General features: G+C 63.7%; 14 protein-coding genes. 6 read left to right on the top strand and 8 right to left on the bottom strand.

Going from position 1 to position 19,983, the window contains the following annotated elements:
* Positions 1-135: 135 nt before the first annotated feature.
* The gene (locus tag OKW29_RS28590; protein ID WP_429293458.1) at positions 136-5,643 is read right to left on the bottom strand and encodes a trifunctional serine/threonine-protein kinase/ATP-binding protein/sensor histidine kinase; all 5,508 of its coding nucleotides are present in this window, start codon (positions 5,641-5,643) and stop codon (positions 136-138) included.
* Between the two features lie 714 nt (positions 5,644-6,357).
* Between OKW29_RS28590 and OKW29_RS28585 the strand changes: the two genes are divergently transcribed.
* The gene (locus OKW29_RS28585) at positions 6,358-6,975 is read left to right on the top strand and encodes a hypothetical protein (protein WP_429293457.1); all 618 of its coding nucleotides are present in this window, start codon (positions 6,358-6,360) and stop codon (positions 6,973-6,975) included.
* Between the two features lie 59 nt (positions 6,976-7,034).
* Here the strand turns inward: OKW29_RS28585 and OKW29_RS28580 are convergent, their stop codons facing one another.
* From OKW29_RS28580 to OKW29_RS28560, 5 genes are all read right to left on the bottom strand, one after another.
* Positions 7,035-8,405: a hypothetical protein gene (locus OKW29_RS28580; protein ID WP_429293456.1), complete on the bottom strand. Its 1,371-nt coding sequence runs from the start codon at positions 8,403-8,405 to the stop codon at positions 7,035-7,037.
* Entirely contained in the window at positions 8,402-10,639 is a 2,238-nt protein-coding gene (locus OKW29_RS28575; protein ID WP_429293455.1) for a PAS domain S-box protein, read from the bottom strand. Before OKW29_RS28575 ends, OKW29_RS28580 begins: the two co-directional genes overlap by 4 nt.
* A 193-nt stretch (positions 10,640-10,832) precedes the next feature.
* Positions 10,833-11,186, bottom strand: coding sequence for a hypothetical protein (locus OKW29_RS28570; protein WP_429293454.1), 354 nt, complete (start codon positions 11,184-11,186; stop codon positions 10,833-10,835).
* Positions 11,187-11,248: 62 nt separating this feature from the next.
* Positions 11,249-11,491, bottom strand: coding sequence for an RES family NAD+ phosphorylase (locus tag OKW29_RS28565; RefSeq protein WP_429294959.1), 243 nt, complete (start codon positions 11,489-11,491; stop codon positions 11,249-11,251).
* A 230-nt stretch (positions 11,492-11,721) separates the two neighbouring features.
* Positions 11,722-11,934 (bottom strand): type IV toxin-antitoxin system AbiEi family antitoxin domain-containing protein, encoded by a 213-nt coding sequence (locus OKW29_RS28560; RefSeq protein WP_429293453.1) that lies wholly within the window; start codon positions 11,932-11,934, stop codon positions 11,722-11,724.
* A 101-nt stretch (positions 11,935-12,035) separates the two neighbouring features.
* Between OKW29_RS28560 and OKW29_RS28555 the strand changes: the two genes are divergently transcribed.
* The 3 genes from OKW29_RS28555 (at position 12,036) to OKW29_RS28545 (ending at position 14,633) form a co-directional block, all read left to right on the top strand.
* Positions 12,036-12,503, top strand: coding sequence for a helix-turn-helix domain-containing protein (locus OKW29_RS28555; protein ID WP_429293452.1), 468 nt, complete (start codon positions 12,036-12,038; stop codon positions 12,501-12,503).
* 216 nt (positions 12,504-12,719) lie between these two features.
* A complete protein-coding gene (locus OKW29_RS28550) occupies positions 12,720-13,103 on the top strand; it encodes a hypothetical protein (RefSeq protein WP_429293451.1) in 384 nt (127 codons plus the stop codon).
* Positions 13,104-14,129: 1,026 nt separating this feature from the next.
* Positions 14,130-14,633, top strand: coding sequence for a M48 metallopeptidase family protein (locus OKW29_RS28545; protein WP_429293450.1), 504 nt, complete (start codon positions 14,130-14,132; stop codon positions 14,631-14,633).
* Positions 14,634-14,680: 47 nt separating this feature from the next.
* On the opposite strand, the gene OKW29_RS28540 is transcribed toward OKW29_RS28545, so the two are convergent.
* On the bottom strand, positions 14,681-17,014 hold the full coding sequence (locus OKW29_RS28540) for an FdhF/YdeP family oxidoreductase (protein WP_429293449.1): 2,334 nt from the start codon (positions 17,012-17,014) through the stop codon (positions 14,681-14,683).
* Positions 17,015-17,165: 151 nt separating this feature from the next.
* Here OKW29_RS28540 and OKW29_RS28535 point away from each other — a divergent pair, with 151 nt between their 5' ends.
* The gene (locus OKW29_RS28535) at positions 17,166-18,599 is read left to right on the top strand and encodes a PLP-dependent aminotransferase family protein (protein ID WP_429293448.1); all 1,434 of its coding nucleotides are present in this window, start codon (positions 17,166-17,168) and stop codon (positions 18,597-18,599) included.
* Between the two features lie 48 nt (positions 18,600-18,647).
* Positions 18,648-18,938 carry a helix-turn-helix domain-containing protein gene (locus tag OKW29_RS28530; RefSeq protein WP_090800890.1) on the top strand — a complete coding sequence of 97 codons (291 nt, stop codon included), beginning with the start codon at positions 18,648-18,650 and terminating at the stop codon, positions 18,936-18,938.
* A gap of 82 nt (positions 18,939-19,020) precedes the next feature.
* Here OKW29_RS28530 and OKW29_RS28525 read toward each other — a convergent pair whose 3' ends face one another.
* On the bottom strand, positions 19,021-19,590 hold the full coding sequence (locus tag OKW29_RS28525; protein ID WP_429293447.1) for a lysozyme inhibitor LprI family protein: 570 nt from the start codon (positions 19,588-19,590) through the stop codon (positions 19,021-19,023).
* Positions 19,591-19,983 lie beyond the last annotated feature (393 nt).

The raw sequence follows: 19,983 nt of genomic DNA, 5'->3' as shown, positions 1-19,983 counted from the left end.
CGCGCCGCGGCGGACATTGCAACGTCGGCTTCGAGCCAGACAGCGGACGCTGGCCGATCGACCCTAGCTGCCGCATCGCCGGCTCAGCCGGCTCGCGGACCGCAACCGCCAGAAAAGTGCTCGTGCTGCGTGCAATCACGATGAAGGTTCTGGATAAACCGGCACGGTGAACTGAAAGACAGCGCCGCGCGGCACGTTCGCGCTCGCCCACAATCGGCCGCCGTGCGCTTCGATGATCGAACGGCAGATTGACAGTCCCATCCCCAAACCGGCGGACTTCGTGGTGTAGAACGGGGCGAAAACGTGTTCGGCTCTGTCCGCGGCAAAGCCCGGCCCCGAATCGAGCACTGCCACGAGCACGCAGCCAGCGTCGGCTGTCCCAGTGGTGACTATCAATTCTCGTGCGCCATCGTTGACCCCGCTCATCGCCTCGATCGCGTTGATAAGCAGATTGAGGAGGACTTGTTGCAGTTGCACTCGGTCGCCTTCGATATGCGGCAAGCCCCCCGCGAGTTGCGTCTGCACCGAGGCGCCGCGCTTCGTTGCTTCGCCACGCGTGAGCTCGATCACCTCGCGGATCGCCTCGTTGAGGTCCATCCGTTCCTTCCGTGGTGGCGCCTTCCTGATCAGCTCACGAATCCGGCCGATTACGTCCCCCGCCCGATTGCCGTCGTTGACGATACGGCCGAGGCCCTGCCGGACTTTCTCCATGTCAGGAGGCTGGGCGGCGAGCCAGCGCAGCGCCGCCTGGGCGCTGGTGACCATCGCGGCGATCGGCTGGTTGACCTCATGGGCGATCGAGGCCGTGAGCTGGCCCATTGTGGCCACGCGGTTTGCGTGCGCCAGCTCCGTCTGCACTTCGCGGTAGCGCCGTTCGCTTTCGCGCGCTTCTTCCTCGGCGCGCTTGCGCTCGGTCAGGTCGAGCACGAACGAGACACCTTCCTTGCCACCTGCTTCGATACTGGCCCCACCGATCATGACGGGCACGCGGCTGCCGTCCTTCCTGATGTACTCCTTCTCGTAAGGCTGGGCGCGCCCCGTTTCCCCGACCGCTGCCAGGGCTCGTTCGGTGCTTTCACGCCATTCCGGCGGTGTCAAGTCCGTCCAGCGCACGCGACCTGAGGCGAGATCCTCGCGGTCGTATTCCACGATGCGAAGAAATGCGTCATTGGCCTCAAGAATGTCACCTCCGGCATTCCAGACGACGATGCCGATGATATTGGCGTCGACGAGGCGCCGGATCTTCGCTTCGCGTTCCGCGAGGTCGCGGTACAAACGGGCATTCTCCAGCGAGATCGCGGCCTGCGAGGCCACCAGCTTCAGCACGGCGATCCGGGCCGGGCTGAACACGCGGACAGTCAGACTGTTTTCGAGGTAGAGCGCGCCGGTCAGCCTGGCCTGATTCATCAGGGGCAGGCAGAGAATCGAACGGGCACGATGCTGACGGATGTAAGGATCGGTCGCAAACGGGGGCTCGGCCACGGCATCGTCGAGAATGACGCTCTCCCGGGTGCGCACGACATAGTAGAGGACCGACTCCGGCAGTGACGCCGCGCTCACGGGCTCGTCGCGCAGCTGCACGAGGACAGTCTCGCCGCCGGTCGACGCTTGCGCTGCTATCCGCTGTCCGCCGCCGTCCGACAAAATCAACAGGCCGCGCTCGGCACCCGCCTGCTCAATCGCCGTGCGCATTAGGGTATGGATCAGGTTTTCCAGGACGATGTCACCCGAGACGGCCTGCGATACCTTGGTTACGGTCGCAAGGTCGAGGTGTTCGACTGGGGTCGCGATCGTGCTCGTTGGGCCGGGCGCGAGGGTTTCCGTCCTAAGGCGCGGATGCATCTCCTCAAGTTGCCGCACTTTGCCGTCGGCGCCCCAACGCAGGTAGCAGGAGTGGGCGGCCCGCAGACAAACGTCCGCGAACCTCTCGAATCCTCTCGTTGCGTAGAAGCGGGACGCAAGCTCATTGGCGAGCGCTTCGTTGTTTACGAAACCGTTCGCTCGCGCGGAGCGAATCGCCTCTTCGTAGAGACGCATCGCATCGGCGTCGCGGCCCTTGATGCGAGCGATCTCTGCGCCCACCAGTGCCGCGCGGTTCTCGAAATTGTCCGGACAATTCTTCGCCCAAAGCAGCAGTCGCGTGTGATGCGCGGCGAGGGCGGCGAGTTGCTGCTGTCGTTCGTCCGCTTCTGCGGAATCGTTAGCGGCGGCTCGAGTCAGCGCGGCGTAAAAGTGATATTCGACTTCCTCGAAGTACGAGGATGAAGTCCAGAGCAGCCCCTGCGCTTTCTCTGCGGCGGCCATGGCGGTCGCATAGTCGCCCGCAAAGAAGCGAGCCTGCAGTTTTCGAACCCAATACCAGCATTCGGGAAGCGCCAGCGCCTCGTTAGCCGCCAGATGGCGCTCGAACTCAAGCTCATTGAAATGCTCGTTATCAAAGCAGCCGAATTTCAACTTCGAGCCGCGCAGCATCCGGATCAATGCGAGCTGCGCTGCGATGATGTCAATGACGAGGCCGAACCGCGCCTTCTCGGCGAAGGCGAGGCCATCTTCGACTTCGGCTTGCACCTCAGATAGCCGCTCGCCAGCGAACAGAAGGTTCGTGTTCAGATGGTTCCTTGCGTAAGCCGCGTATGTGAGATCGCCGTTCCGGTTTGCTGCTTCGAAAGCGCGACGCAGTAGATCAAAGCAAGCCCGCACGTGTTTCATCCAGCGCAGGACGAAGCCCGCGAAGCAAACATACGTGCTCGCCTCGAAGCGCCTGAGCTCGCGTCGTTCGACGAGCTCGTAGCCGAGTTGACCGAATTGAAATCCGGCTCTATCGTCGTTGAAACGCGGTCCCGCGATCCTGCCCAGTACGACATAGGCGAAACATGAAGCATCACAGTTGCCGCGCTCGAGGCTCAAACTGACCGCCTTGCAAATCGACAGGGAAGCCAGGTTTGCATCCGTCAACATGGCTGCCACCCAGAACTTGATTAATACATCGACGGTGGCCAGCGATGCCGGGTCGCTCATCAAGGGCAAGTCGAGGAGCGCCTCAATCGGGCGGCTACCAAGTTGCGACCAGATCAGCTCATATTCGTGTTGTGTTTCCTCGTCCGTCGGATGGGGTGACCAATTGATACCGACCTGCCGGAGGTAGTTGAGACCAACGGCGGCCGCCCGGCCGCTCTGATCGAGGGTCGTGAAGACGTCGATGTGCAAGCACGCGACGCTGGCTTGTTCGACCGTTGTCGTGGCGCGATTGGACAGCGCCGCCAATCGCTCCTCTGCGACCGGCAACTGGCCGGTCAAAAATTCGCATTCGGCCCGGTTCAGCTCCAGCGCAAAGGTCAGATCGCGCCGGCGCTCCCAGCTATCCTCCGCCAACAGCGCCGCACCGGTGTTGAGATAGGTGAGCGCCGAGGCATAGGCTGTCGACCTTTTGGCGCGCCGGGCGGCGAGCAGGTTGAACTCGGCCAGTTGCTCCCGCTCGTCGCGCGACGTGATCAAGGCCGCGCCTCGGCTGAGCTGACCCACGATCTCGAAGATCGCCTCCTCCCGCTGTTCCGGCGGCGTGTGCGTCAGCAGCAACCGGCCGATCAGCAAATGCGCCGCGGCGCGCGAGGCTTTCGGGATCAGCGAATAGGCGGCTTCCTGAATCCGGTCGTGAACAAACTTGTAGGAGCCCTCCAGGCGCTCGACCAATTGCTGACGGACTGCCGGCCATAGAGCTACATGCACCTGCTCCTCCGGGATCGCGAGAACGGAGGAAAGCATCGCGGTCGCGGCAACGTTGCCGAGGCACGCGAGCTGCTGCAACGCCCGCTGCGTGTCGGCCGGCAGGCGGGTCACCTTGCCAACCATGAGGTCGACGACATTCTCGGTGTAACCCTTGGCGTAAATGCGATCGAGATGCCAGACCCAGCGTGCTGCGTCGTGATCGAAGCGGAGCAAGCCCTCTTCGGCGAGCGTGTAGAGAAACTGAATCGCGAAGAACGGATTGCCCGCGGTCTTTAGATGCACGAGCTGCGCCAGCGGCGCGGCGCGTTTCGACTCGCCGTGAAGGGCATCCGCGATCAACTGCTCTATGTGCGCACGGGCGAGCGGCGCAAGCGCGATTTCGTCGATCTTCGCGCCTGCGTTTTTGATTGATTCAAGCTTGCGCATCAGCGGATGCTTGGCATCGACCTCATTGTCCCGGTAAGCGCCGATCAGCATCAGGTGTTGCAGATCCGACCGGGTCAGCAGATCCTCGAGCAGGTCGAGCGTCGCCGCGTCGAGCCACTGCAGATCGTCGAGAAAGAGCGCGAGCGGATGGTCCGGTCGGGCAAATACACTGATGAAGCGGCGGAACACCTGCTGGAAACGGCGTTGCGCCTGCTGTGGCTCGAGCTCCGGGACCGGCGGCGGGTCGCCGATGATGAGCTTTAGTTCGGCGATGAGGTCGGTCATGAGCCGTGCATTCGGGCCCAGCGCTTCCAGCAACGCGTCGCGCCAGCGCGCCAGGTCGGTATCGCGCTTGCCGAGAAGCGGCCGCACCAGGCCTTGAAACGCCTGCACCAGCGTCGAATAGGGAATGTCGCGCTTGTACTGGTCGAACTTGCCGGAGGCGAAGAGCCCGCGCGGTGGCACCAACACCTTGTGCAGCTCATGGACGAGTGCGGATTTGCCGATCCCGGAATAGCCGGACACCAGTATCAACTCCGGGGCGCCGCCTTTGACGACGCGGTCGAAGGACGCGAGCAGGGTTTCGATCTCGCGCGCTCTCCCATACAGCTTCTCGGGGATCAGCAGCCGGTCGGGGGTGTCGTGTTCGCCCAGCGGGAAGTCATCGATGCGGTGCTGACGCTCCCAATCGGCCAGGCAGTGCTGCAGGTCGCGCTCGACGCCGGCCGCGGTCTGGTAGCGCGCCTCAGCCGTCTTGGCGAGCAGCTTCATAACAATCTGGGAGAGCGGAGCGGGGACCGTCTCCAACCGCTCGCCAGGCGGCACCGGCTTCCTGGCGATATGGCAGTGCACCCATTCCATGGGGTCGGCGGCCGTAAACGGCAGCGTGCCGGTGAGCATCTGATAGAGCGTGACGCCAAACGAATAGAGGTCGCTGCGCGAATCGATCGAGCGGTTCATCCGGCCGGTCTGCTCGGGCGCCATGTAGGCGAGCGTGCCGGCGATGGTCTCGGGCGCCTCGGGCGCCTGTCGTTCGCGCGGCAGCCGCGAGGCGATGCCGAAGCCGGTGAGCCGCGCCTGGCCGTCCGCGCAGTTCACCAGGATATGGGCCGGCTTGAGGTCCTTATGGACGAGGCCGCGCTGGTGCAGCTTGCCGAGCGCCGCGGCGATGCCCACAGCGAGCCGCACCACACGTCCCACCTCCATGGGCGCGCCGAGCAACTGCGCGAGCGGCTCACCGCCCGGATCCTCGAGCACCAGCAGAGTCCGGCCGCCTTCGCGCACCAGCTCCAGTGGCCGCACTGCCCACCCGCCATCGAGTTCGTCCTTCAATCCGAATTCGTGCGCGAGGCGTTCGAGGATGCCGAGTGGTGGATGTTCGGCGGCGGGCCGCGCAATCAGGAGGTTGTTGCCATCGCCATCGCCCGGGCGCCGCCCTCGAGAGAAGACGCGTTCACCATCGTCCCACAAGAATTGAAAGCTGTTACGCATCGCGCCGGAACCATACGTAGGCGTTTATCTGTCGCACTCTGCCGTCAGACTGCTGCCTACTCTTGAGTTAAGAGGACGTTAGCATCCGTCCGCCTGAACGGGCCGAGTGCGCTCGAAAAGCAAGTGGTGCGACGGCATCGCTATGGGCTGCAACGTTCTACCGCCGCAAGCGTCTCGTCAGGATACACCTCGGCGACCTGGCGCCATCGGGATTGGGTCGGAGGGCCGCGGCGAGAACCTGCACGCTGCTCGGACTGTGCCGTCGAATGGGTGGGGCCTGGCGCGCCACCGACGCGGCTTCGGCGCCGTGGCCAAGGCCGACCCGAACCGTGCCGCGGAGGGTTCGCTGCAGAGGCGCTCCTGGTTCGTGCCCCTCCGCACCTCCATCAGACTTCATGCGGGTGCCTTCAGCGTGGCCCATCTCTCGACAATTTTCCGGCTCGCCAACGCCACCGGACAAAGCCGTGAGACCCGATCTTTGCGATCCGCGACCGAAGGTAAAGGCCGAGAGCCTGCCGGCAGCCGCGGAGGCACGGATGACCGTTGCGCCTCGGAAGCTGCCGTCTACATGGTGAGGCGTCCAACGGCCGAAGCGGGTCGTCTGGCGACGTTCGTCCGTCGCTAACGTGCTTTATTTTCCGTTTTCTGAAGCGCCCCCGATTACCGCTGATGCCGTAGTCGCATCGGCCAGTCGCGCGGAGGCACGGAGGCGACATGACATTGAAAGCGCAGTGGTACCGGGACAGGCTCGCGAAAAAAAGCCGCAAGGGCTTCTGCGGCTACCCGGTCGCAACGGTGGCCTTCTATGGGCCCGATGACAGGCGGGCGACAAAGGTTGCGCTCGGCGTTGTCGCGTACGAAGGCGCGGATTCTGATCCTGTTGAGCGGTGGTTCTGTGAAACGTCCGATGCGAGAACCGATCCGGAAATCACCGAGGCAGTCGTCCGGTTCATTGAACAGCATGATGCGCGCTCGGTCGTCGCCGTCGATCGCATCATCGGGTGCCCCCGCAGGAGGAAGGCATCGACTATCCGGAAGGCGAAATCTGTCCGCAGTGTCCGTTCTGGAGCGGCCGTGACCGGTGGAGCGGCGAGTTCATCAGGTGAGTCCGATGGGGTGCTCTCACTGATACGCGGGGCGGCGAGCGTCGAGGCTGGCGTGACCATGCTTCGGGTGCAGCGCTGCAGCACGTCGCGCACCGGCGTGCCGTTGGCCTTGTATGCCGACCTGCCTGCCGTGGACCTGCCGCGCGAACCTTGCTGCAGGCAGCGCAAGGTGCAGGATCACTACGCAAGTCCAATTCCGGCGGCACGTGGCCGTACCTTGGTATAGCTGCGCCAGCCCGGCAGCCTGGCTGAAATATTCGACGAAGACGACTGCGCGCTCCTCGGTCATGACGGTCCCTTCTCGGCCACAAGAGCTGCGCTTTCCACGTTTCCGGCGCATTGAAACTCCGGTACCACCGCAGGCCGAAGCCCGGCCTTGGCCAACGCCCAATAGACTGCGAAACCGACGACGAAGGCGTAGAGCCCCGCGGGATGAACGGCAGCGACCAAGGCTGCGGGCACACCGGGAATGTGGTTGAGAATTCCGACGATGAACCCGAGCGCCCAGGCGATGTACCCGGCCCAGTTGATGCCCGCACGCGGACCGGACCAGCGCTTGCCCGCGAGCAGGTAGTCGGCGGCCATCGCGCCGCAAATCGGCCCGAACGAAGCGCCCACGATGACGAAAAAGCCGATGAGATTCTGCGCTGCGTGCGTGACGGCCAGCAGCGCGCCGATCGTGACACCGACCAGCGTCGAGGCCGTCTTCGGGATTCGCGGCAGCATCGTCGCGAAGCTATTGGAAGCGATGAACGCGCAGAAGCACGTGGGCACGACGGTCGCGGCCGCGAAAAGGAAGAACATGATCGGTGCGACGTCTCCCACGCTGGCGATTGCGTCAGCGTAGTCATAGCTGGTGCCGCCTCTGCCATGCATTCCCGCAATCGACAGCAAAGGCAATGCGCCGGCGACGACGATCGCGAGTGCGATTCCGACGAGCCCGCCGCGCACGATATCCCGTCGATCGCGGTTGTTCATTCCGAAGTCTGCCCCTGCAGCTCCGGCGGCGGCGGAAAAGCCGATCACGATTTCGAGCACGGCAGCAAACCCGCGCCAGGGATGATGCTCCTTCGGATGGAAGTTCGGCACGCCGCCGACGGTGGCGACGGCGACGATGACGATCATGACGAGTGGCACCCAGTTCAGGAACTGCGCCGCTCGCGCCACGTAGGAAATCCCTTTGATCGCGACGAACGCGAAGCCATAGGCCCACAGCACGGCCACGACGGTGAACAGGACCGCGGACGTCTGGTGCAAGCCCTTCATGATGAAATCGGTCGCCACGTAGGTAGCGACGGCAAACCAGCCAAGCTGCAACAGACCCATCAGCAGACCGGGCACCAGGTACCCGCCGCGTGTCCCGAACGTAGAAGTGCCGACGATGTACAACGGCCGCCCGGTCTGCATTCCCAGCATTGCCGGCGCGTAGTAGTAAAGGCCGAAGCAAAGCAAGCCCGCGGCGATCAGTGCGACAACCGCAAGGCCCAGGCCCATCTGGCTGATCGTTCCATTTGCGAGCTGCAGGTAGAACCCGACCCACAGGAAGATGCCCGCGTACGACGGCGCCGTGTTCTTGTACCAAGGCTGGCGATCGCCGGGCGGCCTCGGGACCGAGGCTCGCACGTATTCGGGTAGAGCGTTCGACATGGCGTTCATGAGTATCCATCCTCGGTTACCGGCAGCCAGAACTGGAAAACCGCCCCGTGAGGCTTGTTCGCGCTCGCCCACAGCCGCCCGCCGTGCGCCTCCACGATCGAGCGGCTGATCGACAAGCCGATGCCCAGGCCTTCCGTCTTCGTCGTGTAGAACGCCTCGAAGACGTGTTCGGCGCGTCCGGGGTCGAGCCCGGTACCCGCATCGCGGACCTCGACCACCACGGCCTTGTCGCCGTCTCGCCGCGAAACAATGGTCAACCGGCGCGGACGGTCGTGGATGTCGCTCATCGCGTCGATCGAGTTCACGATCAGATTGAGAAGCACCTGCTGCAGCTGGACCTGGTCGCCGACGACCGGAGGCAGCTCTGCCTCGAGCCGGGTGCGAACGACGACGTCGCGGCTGCGCAACTCCTGTGCCGTGAGCGCGAGCACCTCCAGGACGTTCTGGTTGACGTCCAGCCGATCCTTGCGTGGATCCTCACGCTTCGTGAGCGCGCGAATCCGCGCGATGACCTCGCCCGCCCGCTTGGCGTCGGCGACGATGTTGTCCAACGACGCCCGCGCCCTCGCCGTGGCGGGCGGCTCGGCCGCGAGCCAGCGCGCGCATGCGCCGGCGCTCATGGCCATCGCTCCCAGCGGCTGGTTGACCTCGTGAGCGATCGACGCCGTCAGCTCGCCGAGCGTCGTCAGCCGCGACACTCGAGCGAGCTCGGTGCGCGCCGCCTGCAGCGCGTCGTCCTTTGCCCGCAGCGCCTTCTCTGCCAGCTTGCGCTCGCTGATGTCGCGGGCGAGCGACAGGCGATAGAGGTCGTCGCCCTGCTGGAACCGGCGGACGCGGATTTCGACCGGGAACGCGACACCGTCCTTGCGTCGGTGCAGCGTCTCGAAGGTGACGGTTTCGCCGGCGGCGACGCGCTCCCCCAAGCGGATGATCGAGGTCTCGTCGAGACCGACGTCGAAAGCGCTCGGCTGCATCCCGATCAGCTCGTCCCGGCTGTAGCCGAGGCTCAAGCACGCCTGGCGGTTGACGTCGACCACCGTCAGCCGCTCATCGTGGAGGAAGAACGCGTCGGTCGCATGGTCGACGAACGTGCGAAAGCGCGCTTCGCTCGCGCGCAGGTTTTCCTCGGCGCGCTTGCGTTCGGTGATGTCGCGCACAACGGAGAGGATGAGGTTCTCGCCGCGATCGGATATGCCGGAATTCGTCACCTCGACCGGGATCCGGCGTCCGCTGCGGTGCAGGTCGACAGCCTGGAAGGTCGCGTTGCCATGCTGGGCGATCTCATCGCGAACGACCTGCCCGGAGAGGCCGCGGACTTCCGGTGCCTGCAGGTCGGATACCGTCATCTTCAGCAATTCATCGCGCGAGTAGCCGAGGAGCGTGCAGGCTCGCTCGTTGACCTCGAGGATCTCGTCGCGATCGTTCTCGAGGAATATCGGGTCGTAGGCCTTCTCGAACAGGGTTCGGTAGCGTTGCTCGCTTTCGCGCAGCTCGTGTTCCGCGTGCTTGCGCTCGGTATTGTCAATGAGCGTACCCAGCACACCGATCCTGCCGCCGTAAGTGATGCGGCGGCCATAAACTTCGACCGGAAATTCCGAGCCGTCCTTGCGCAACCCGCGGAACTCGTAGCGAAGCTCGTCGACCTCGCCATCCAGGCGCCGACGCATGTTCTCCTCCACGAGCGGGCGGTCGGTGGGGCAGGCCAGATCGCGTGTACCGAGCCCGTTCACGATTTCATCGGCCGTGTACCCGAACATCTTCGCAAAGGCCGGGTTCACGTACGAGAAGCGCTCCATGTACGTAAGGTAGATGCCGGTCAGCGATGATTCCGCCAGCACGCGGAATCGCTCATCGCTCGCCTGGAGAGCGAGCTCGACGCGCCGCCGTGCGCCGCTGAATTCGACGAGCAACGCACCCAGGCCGATGAATATGACGAAGCCCAGCGTGTATTCCGGCGGCAGGTGGAACGAATCGGCAGGCGGGATGAACCAGTACAGGATGCCCGCCACGCAGGCCAGCAACGCGACCAGCCCAGGCCCGCGACCGCCGAACCATCCGCTCAGGACCACCGCCGCGAGCGGAAGCTGGTAGATGGCCGTGCCTTCCGGCGCTGGAAGCGCCCCGCGGATGACGAGCGCCAGGCCCGCCAACGCCAAGGCAAGGCCATAGCGCTTGAGCGTCTGCGGCCTCTTTCGCGGGGCATTGAGCGCCAGGCCCATCAACTTGCCGTCCATCAGGCCCTGCCTTTCCGATGCCAAGTGACGCCTGAAGAATAGCGCGCGAGGTCGTGGTGGGTTTCCGCTTGCGGGCCTGTCTCCGAAAGGCGCTGCGGAGCATATCCGCGCGTGATCGCCCTGATCGTCGCGTTCGAAGGAATCAGATCGTGAGCCATGCAGGAACTCCGATGCGCAGCCGTCCAAAATTCTGTTACTTCAGACGCTCCCGAGGGAAGCCCGGAGCGCTCTTGAGCTGCCGTCTCCCGGCACCCGACCGGCGCGAAGCGCTGTCGAGCGGCAACCTGGCTTCGATGCCGCCTTCGCGTGCGGGCTGTGCCCGCTTCACGCCGAGTGTCACGGGGCGGCGTAAAGGAGCCAGGAGAAACGCGCAGAATGCGCAGATTCGAACGGCTTCAAGAATGCGGTTTTTTGCCCGATTTGGCAACCGCCGAGGATGGGGTAGTCGGGGAACGCGGCGCCCCATTTCGCTGAAGTCGAGATTCGATGTCAGGATCGACGTCGCTCGCTCGTACTTGGCGGCGATCAGGTCGTGGAAGTTCTTCATCGTGAGGCGGATGCAGCGGTTTGAGGGCGAAGTTCATCGATGATGAGCACGGGCAGGGGTTTCTACGTCCAGGACCGCTGGTCCCGGGGAAGCGAACCCTGTGGATCGTGCACTTCAAGTCGATCCGCCGGCTCCAATTCATCCACGTAAAGGAGCAGGTTCACTCCTTCCGGCGACAGACGTGACCTGAACAGGATCCCTTTCGCACCAGTCGCAATAACTTCGTCACCAATAATCCAGCTTGGCGGCTCGATGCGCTGATTAAACCAGTAACCACGCCAGTCGCAGTAGAAATCTTCCCACAGGGCCGACCACTTGCCGCCTTGATACCCGCTCGTGAAATCGACGACGGGGTCGACGGTCAGCTGGTAGGGATCGGCTTCTTCATTTTGGATTTAGCGTAAGACGTTCGCCGTCTTTGTTCACGTTGGACCAACGTGTCCCGGCGCCAGGTCGGTCCACGTATCGTTGCAGGTCTGCGCCCCACCGATAGTTTCTGGTCTTGCCCGGGTCGCGAACCAGCGCTTGCAGTGCGTCATGAATTGCTCGAGGGCGGCGACCGGACATTTCTCAGGGAAGGCATCAGGTTGATCGCTTCCTCCAACGATTGTCCTTTGCCGATATGACGCGCCAGTTCGATCAGTGCGCGTTCCGGAACGGAAATGAGTACGTATGGATTGCCGCCCGCCAGCGGTTTGAGAGTCGTGCAGGGATTCTTGGATATCTGAAGCTCTTTCGTGAACTGCACCGGCGGGATTTTAGCTTGTCGTTTACTTTATTTCGTTTGATTCGTTTATTGCGTTAGTGCATCATTCGGCGTATGATTAAAGACGCAATTAGGAGCCTTCCATGATCACTGCCACCCCCGATCGCATCGAGCTGACCGACGACCAGGTCGCGCTGCTTGCGAGCGCCAGCCATCTGATGGGCGAAGCACTGGATCGTGCTCGCGCGGCGCGGGTGGCATTGGTAGAGGAGGGGGAGGACGGCGACATCGCGCGCATTGATGTGCCGCCGGCGACGCTGCGCATCCTGTCCAAAGTGCTCGCGATGATGGCTAGCCAGCAGACCTTCCTGCTTTATCCGGCCGACAGCGAACTCACTACGGGGCAGGCCGCCGACATGCTCGGCGTGTCGCGTCCGTATCTGATTGCCCGACTCGAGGCGGGCGATTTGCCATTCCGCAAGGTTGGGCGACACCGCCGTGTCCGTATGGATGACGTTCTTGCGTACAAGGCGACCATGCAGGTGGAACGTAAGGCGGCAATGGATGAGATGGTGGCGCAAAGTGAAGCGATGGGTGGTTACGACCTGTGAGGCTGGCCTTTGACCGTTTTACCGTGGTCCTGGACGCATGCGTGCTGTTCCCGATGTTCACCCGCGATGTATTGCTGACGCTCGCCGACCACGGTTTTTACAACCCAAGGTGGTCGGATCGCATCCATGCGGATTGGATGGCCAACCTCGTCTCGCGACTTGACGAGCGCGGTACGACGGGCGACGCGGCCGCACGAATCGATAGCGTGCGCCGCGATGGATCGGGCGTTCCCGGACGCGCTCGTCCAGAACGTGCCACCAGATTCCCAGGCAGTGCTGCCCGTCGACCCGAAGGACCGGCATGTTGCGATGACGGCCATTGCAACGCGCGCCGATGCAATCGTGACATTCAACCTGAAGGATTTTGCCGTTGACCATTTGCGTGACGACCTCGCGATCGAGGTCATTCACCCGGACTCGTTTGTGCGCGACCTGATCGACCTGAACGAAAAGCGTGCAGCCGGGGCGTTCCGCGAATTGCGTGCGCGCAAGCGCCATCCACATTGGGAAGGTGACGAACTGATCGAGCGGGCGCGACGCGCAGGTCTGCTGCAGACGGCAGCTTGGCTGGAAGGCGAGGACGTCCGACGGCTGCTATAGGATCACTCACAGGCGAATGAAGACCGCTAACTCCGAATGGCAGGTCGACACCATCGAACATCAGCCTGCATCCGTTTTTTCGCCTCCACACATATCGACGGGCCGTCGACATCGCTCTCCAAATGCTCGCCAGCAAGCAGAATCGGGCCTCGAAAATACGTAACGCACGACGAGGGCCTCGATCCCATACTGAAGCTGTGCGGGGAGGTAGTTAGGCGGGAATTTTCTGAGGTAGCTAACGCGTCGTTCCCGCCAGACTCATTCAATGTGACCGGGACAGGTTGCGGTGCACTCGCTCCATGAGGACGCAGCCACACGTCGCACATTTGCGCACCGGTGAACGTGTCGGCATTTGCGACGCGTCATCCACCACTAGAGTTCACAAGCGTTTAGCCGGCGCTATTCGCCGCCTCGAGTGTGAGCACAAAGCCGGCGCCCTGATTGGATTACGGGCGTGAACGTTCCACACAAATGAGCGGCCCGCGTGCGAGCGAGCCGATTCCCTGGATCAGGCATCCGCGTCACGATGGAAGCGCGAACACATCAAGTTCGGGCACGACATGCGCAGCCTACGTCGCGTCATCAATCTACGCGCTTACTTCTCCTCCGATATTTGCGCCATAGGCGGCTTGACGCCATTCCAGGTGATGAACTGACAGAGAATGTCGCCAACCGCCTCGGGGCTGTGCGCTTGGCATCCTCTCGATATATCACCCCGAAGTGAAGCAGCGTTTGTGCGTGAGGCCGGATCAGTTCCCTCTGCCGTAAGCCGTACCGCCTCAGCGAAGTCGGATTTCTTGTAGTCGCTCGACGTCAAGCATGCAGGGTGATTGATGCGATGAAGCGAGCGAATCAATTGCGCGGTGACGACAACGCCATCTTGCACGACGATGGAGGCGTTGAATCAGGCGGTGAAATCATCGACAACATGCACGCCTACGCGCCTTAAGTCGTCCGGAAAGGATCAAACTTGTCGCCAGGCCGGACCATGCGTAACATCACCCCCGCCAACCTCACTCCGCCTTCATGTCCCCCCTCAAATACCTCACCGGCTACCCCGCACCTCTGCAAGACAAGGTGAGAAAGCTGATCGCCGCCGATCAGCTCGGCTCCTACGTCGCGCAGAAGTACCCGAGCACGCACGAGGTGCAAACCGACCGCGCGCTCTACGAGTACTGCGCGGAACTCAAACGCGAACACCTGCGCAACGCCGAGCAGATCGACAAGGTCACTTACGACGGCAAACTCGACGTGATGCGTCACGCGCTCGGCCTGCACACGAGCATTTCGCGGGTGCAGGGCAGCAAGCTGAAAGCGAAGAAGGAAATCCGCATCGCGTCGTTATTCAAGGCCGCGGCGCCGGAGTTTCTGAAGATGATCGTCGTGCACGAACTCGCTCATCTGAAGGAGAACGATCACAACAAAGCGTTCTATCGTCTGTGCGAGTTCATGCAGCCGGGTTACCACCAGATCGAATTCGATCTACGTCTGTATCTGACGCATCGCGATCTGGCGAAGAAGACCGTGTGAGGTACGCCGCGCGGCAGGCGCGGCAGGCGCGACAAGCAGAGCTGACTTCAAGCCGCCAGTTCCGCGGCATCCTCCACCATCGACGCCGTCAACAACACCGGAATCGATTTCGACGTCGGCGTACCCGCGCCATCTGCGACCGAGGAGAGCGGCACCAGCGGATTCGTCTCCGGATAATAAGCGCCGAGGCAGCCGCGCGGAATGTCGTACTCGACGAGCAGAAAACCGTCCACGCGTCGCTCGATGCCATCGGCCCACACGCTCGTGATATCGACGCGCTGACCAGCCGCGAACCCGAGCATCGCGAGATCGTCCTTGTTGGCGAACAGCACGCGCCGCTGTCCGTACACGCCGCGATAGCGATCGTCGAGACCGTAAATCGTCGTGTTGTACTGATCATGTGAGCGGGTGGTCATCAACGTCATCAGGCGTTCGCCATGTTGCTTCTTCGCCTGATGAATCGGCGTGTCGAGCGCGATCGCGTGGACGATGAACTGTGCCTTGCCGCTCGGCGTTTTCCAGATGCGATCGCGCGATGCGACGCCGAGATGGAAGCCGCCCGGCTTCTTCAGACGCTCGTTGTAGTCGTCGAAACCGTCGATCACCTTCGCGATGCCGTCGCGAATCAGCGCGTAGTCGGCCGCATGGGCGAGCCAGTCCACCTTGCCGCTGCCCAAAGTCGCATGCGCCATGCGCGCGACGATCGCCACTTCGGAAAGCAGATTGTCCGACGCCGGCTTGTTCATCCCATACGAGATGTGCACCATGCTCATCGAATCCTCGACGCTGACGCCTTGCGCCACGCCGTTCTGAACATCGATCTCGGTGCGTCCGAGCGTCGGCAGGATCAGCGCGTCGCGGCCATGCACGAGGTGGCTGCGATTGAGCTTCGTCGTCACGTGCACGGTCAGATCGCATGCGCGCATCGCGTCCCACGTGCGCGGCGTGTCCGGCGTCGCGATCGAGAAATTGCCGCCCAGCCCGATGAACACCTTCACCTTGCCGTCGAGCATCGCCTGAATCGTGTTGACGACGTCGAGTCCGTGCTCGCGCGGCGGCGCGAAGTCGTAGGCTGCGCCAAGCTTGTCGAGAAACGCTTCAGCAGGCTTTTCCTCGATACCGACCGTGCGGTCGCCCTGCACGTTCGAGTGGCCGCGCACCGGGCACAGCCCCGCGCCGCGCCGACCGATATTGCCGCGCATCATCATCAGATTCGACAGCAGCTGTACCGTCTCGACCGAGTTCTTGTGCTGCGTGAGACCCATGCCCCAGGTCGAAATCACCGCGCGGCCCTTCACGTAGATATCGGCGAGCTTCAGCACCTCATCGAGCGGCACGCCTGCCTCGGCGACGATCGTGTCCCAGCGCTCGGCGCGCAGATCGTCGGCGAAGGCAGCGAAGCCGACTGTGTGCTGGGCGATGAAGCCGAAGTCGAGCACGCGCTCGAGGCCCGACACGAGCGCTTCGTCATCCAGTTCGAGCACGCGTTTGGCAACGCCCTTGATCAGCGCGAAATCGCCGCCGACCTTCGGACGGATGAATACCGAGCTGATTTTCGTGCTGCCCATCGTCAGCATTTCGACCGGATGCTGCGGGCTCGCGAAGCGTTCGAGGCCGCGCTCCTTCAGCGGATTGATCGACACGATCGTGGCGCCGCGCTTCGCGCATTCGCGCAGCTCGCCGAGCATGCGCGGATGGTTGGTGGCCGGATTCTGGCCGAAGATCAGCAGCGTATCCGCGTGTTCGAAGTCATCGAGCGTGACCGTGCCCTTGCCGATGCCGACCGTGTGCGGCAGGCCACGGCTCGTCGCCTCGTGGCACATGTTCGAGCAATCGGGAAAATTGTTGGTGCCGTACATGCGCACGAACAGCTGGTACAGGAAGGCGGCTTCGTTGCTCGCGCGGCCCGAGGTATAGAACGCGGCGCGGTCAGGATCGTCGAGACGCTTCAGATGGCTCGCGATCAGCGCGAACGCGTCGTCCCAGCCGATCGGCACATAGCGGTCGCGCGCGGCGTCGTAGACGAGCGGATCGGTCAGGCGGCCGTGCTGCTCGAGTTCGAAGTCGGATTGCGTCATCAGCTCCGTGACGCTGTGCCGCTCGAAGAACGCGGGCGTCACGCGCTTGCCGGTGGCCTCGGCGGCCACGGCCTTCACGCCGTTTTCGCAGAACTCGAATGTCGACGCGTGCTCGCGATCCGGCCACGCGCAGCCGGGGCAGTCGAAGCCGTCAGGCTGGTTCTGCTTGAGCAGCGTGCGGTAGTTGCGGCCCGCGACCTTTTCCTTGACCAGATTGATGGCGACATACTTCAGCGCGCCCCAGCCAGCGGCGGGGTGCTTGTACGGCTCGATGCGGGCTTCGGCTTGTGTTTCGTTCTTCATGACGTGGCGGTGGACAGATTCGACAGGCTTTGCAGCCCAATGCTGGAGAGCGTACTGTGTTCCACAAACCACGTTGGATACAGAAAATCGGAAAGAATAGGAGTACAGTTGCGCGACGATGCCTGAGGCCGCCCGAATCCACCCGAATCGCATGAAGCTCTACGAAAAACTCGCCGACGAAATCACCGAAGCCGTGCGCCGCGGCGTGTTCGCGGCCGGCGAGCGGGTTGCGTCGGTGCGTCAGGCGAGCCAGCAGCACGGCGTCAGCATCAAGACGGTGCTGCACGCGTATGCGCTGCTGGAGAGCCGCGGCATCGTCGAGAGCCGGCCGCAGTCGGGCTATTTCGTGCGCGACGCGGCCGCGCGGGCGCTCGCGCCGGCGCCCGCCGCGGCCCGCGCGGGTCGCGAGTCCGCGCCGCCGCCGGTGCCCGCGACGGTCGATGTGAGCCGGCTCGTGCTGTCGACGCTACGCAGCATCCGCGCGCACGACGCCGTGCCGTTCGGCTCGCCGTATCCCGATCCGTCGCTGTTCCCGTGGCGGCGCATCAACCAGTACGCCAACGCGATCGCGCGGCGGCACGCGAGCTGGAATCTGATCGACGATCTGCCGCCGGGCAACCCCGAGCTGATCCGGCAGATCGCGCGGCGCTATGCGGAAAACGGTCTGCCGGTCGATCCGGGCGAAATCGTGATCACGCTCGGCGCGACCGAGGCGATCAACCTGAGCCTGCAGGCGGTCGCCAAGCCGGGCGACACCGTCGCGGTCGAGTCGCCGACCTACTACGCGATGCTGCACGCCATCGAGCGCCTCGGCATGCGCGCGATCGAGGTGGCGACGCATCCGGTCGACGGCATCGACATCGACGCGCTCGCGAAGGCGATCGCGCGGCAGAAAATCGCCGCGTGCATGGTGATGCCGAATTTCCAGAATCCGCTCGGTTTCTGCATGTCCGACGAGCGCAAGCGGCAACTGGTCGAACTGCTGGCCGCGCACGAGATTCCGGCGATCGAGAACGATGTCTACCAGGAGCTGTATTTCGGCGACACGCGGCCGTCGACGCTGAAGACCTTCGACACCCAGGGGCTCGTGCTGCACTGTGCGTCGTTTTCGAAAAGCCTGACGGCGTCGTACCGGATCGGCTGGGCGCTGCCGGGGCGCTATCGCGCGCAGGTCGAGAAGCTCAAGTTCCTGAATACGCTGACGACGCCGTCGGTGCCCCAGATCGCGGTCGCCGATTATTTGCGTCAGGACGGCTACGACCGTCATCTGCGGCACCTGCGCCGCGTGTACCGGCAGCAGGCGAGCATCATGAGCGCGCTGGTGCTGCGCTTTTTCCCGGTCGGCACGCGCGTGTCGACGCCGCGGGGCGGCTACGTACTGTGGGTCGAGTTGCCCGTTGCGATCGATTCGATGCGGCTTTATCAGGCGGCGCTCGAACGCGGGATCACGGTCGGGCCGGGGATGATGTTTTCGACGCGCAACGATTTCCGGCACTTCATCCGGCTCAACTACAGCTATCCGTGGACCGCGCAGGCCGAAGCGGCGTTGAAGACGCTCGGTGAGCTGGCTACGGCGATGGCGTGACAGGCGCTACGGCGATGCAAAACGACACATCACGACAGGTAGACCGACATGGATGACGACGACATCGACCCGCAACTCGCCGCGATACTCGCGCAGCTATGGCGCGCGCATCGCGAGACACCCTGGCGCGCGTGGTCGCTCGCGAAGCTGTCGAAGCAGGCCGGCGTGCCGATGAGCAGCTTGCGGCGGCAATTGACAGCGCTCTCGGGAAGCGGTCTCGTCGATACGATGTTCCACGACGATGGCACCGGGGCCGCGTCGCTGAGTGAAATCGGCGCGCAGCTTTGCGCGGAGCTGTTCGGCACGAGCGAGGGCGGCGAGCCGTCGGCCGCCGGCTGAGCGTCCCGGCGCAACTGCCGCCGGCGCGCAATTGATCCGGCGCACGGGCTGATTGTTGTCGTAGTCAGCGCGTTCCGCCGTCTCATTGCCCGACGCTCGCCTGCACCTGCGGTTGTGATTGCGATGGCGCCATGTCCGCCGCCTCGAGCGTGGCCACGCCGCAGAACCAGTCGGCATCGCGCGGCTGATACTTCCACCGCTTGCTGGACTGCCCGATCACGCTCGCACACTGCTCGTTCACCACAAGGTCGGGCTGCGCGGCCGTGCATTGCAGCGTCGACGGGTCGGAGTGCGCATCCGCATCCACGGACGCCGCGTGCCGCGCGCCGCTCGGCAGGCTCGCCAGCAGTCGCTGCAATTCGTCGATACGCGTCGCGTACCACGTCCGCAGACACGCGGCGTCGCGGCAGTTCGCTTCGCGCCAGCCCCACTTGCTGTCGCTGTCGTCGATGAACGCGCGGCGCTGGGCGACTCGCCGACGTGCCTTCCAGTAGAGTTGGCCCAACGTGTCGTCGAGCGTCGACAGGGCGGCGTCGCCGCAAATCATGCGCTCGGCCGGCGAGCGGCCGCGCTGGCAATCGAAGCTCGCAGCGTTGGCGTACGGATGCGCGAGCAGCAGTCCGGCGATCAGGAGGGGGCGGAAGAGGGTCATCAGGGTCCGGGCGGTGCATCGGTTGATCATGCCGCCGATGATCGACCGGTCGCGCGCCTCGCGGACGTCCGAACAATGCGGGAATTCGGGCGGGTCGTTACCAGATGTTGCCGCGCGGGCTGCCGGCCCAGGTCGGCGCTCGCGCACCTTCGCGTGTCATGAAGTAGGCGCAACGTCTATATATTGGAAGTGGGGGCACTTGGGCCGGGGTGGTCAAAGGCGGCCATTGAAAGAGGGAGAACGAATGCAACGACGACTCGTGATCGGTCTTTGCATGGCAGCGGGCCTTCTGACTTTACCCGGCGCGGCCAGCGCGCAGTCACAGGCCTATAACGAACAGCGGGTCCAACGTGCGCGCGGGCCCTGCGGCCGACTACCCGGTCGTCGCGCAAC

The sequence above is a fragment of the Paraburkholderia sp. CI3 genome (genome assembly GCF_050436505.1).
Lineage (GTDB): Bacteria > Pseudomonadota > Gammaproteobacteria > Burkholderiales > Burkholderiaceae > Paraburkholderia > Paraburkholderia tuberum.
This window is presented reverse-complemented; position numbering and strand designations above follow the sequence as displayed.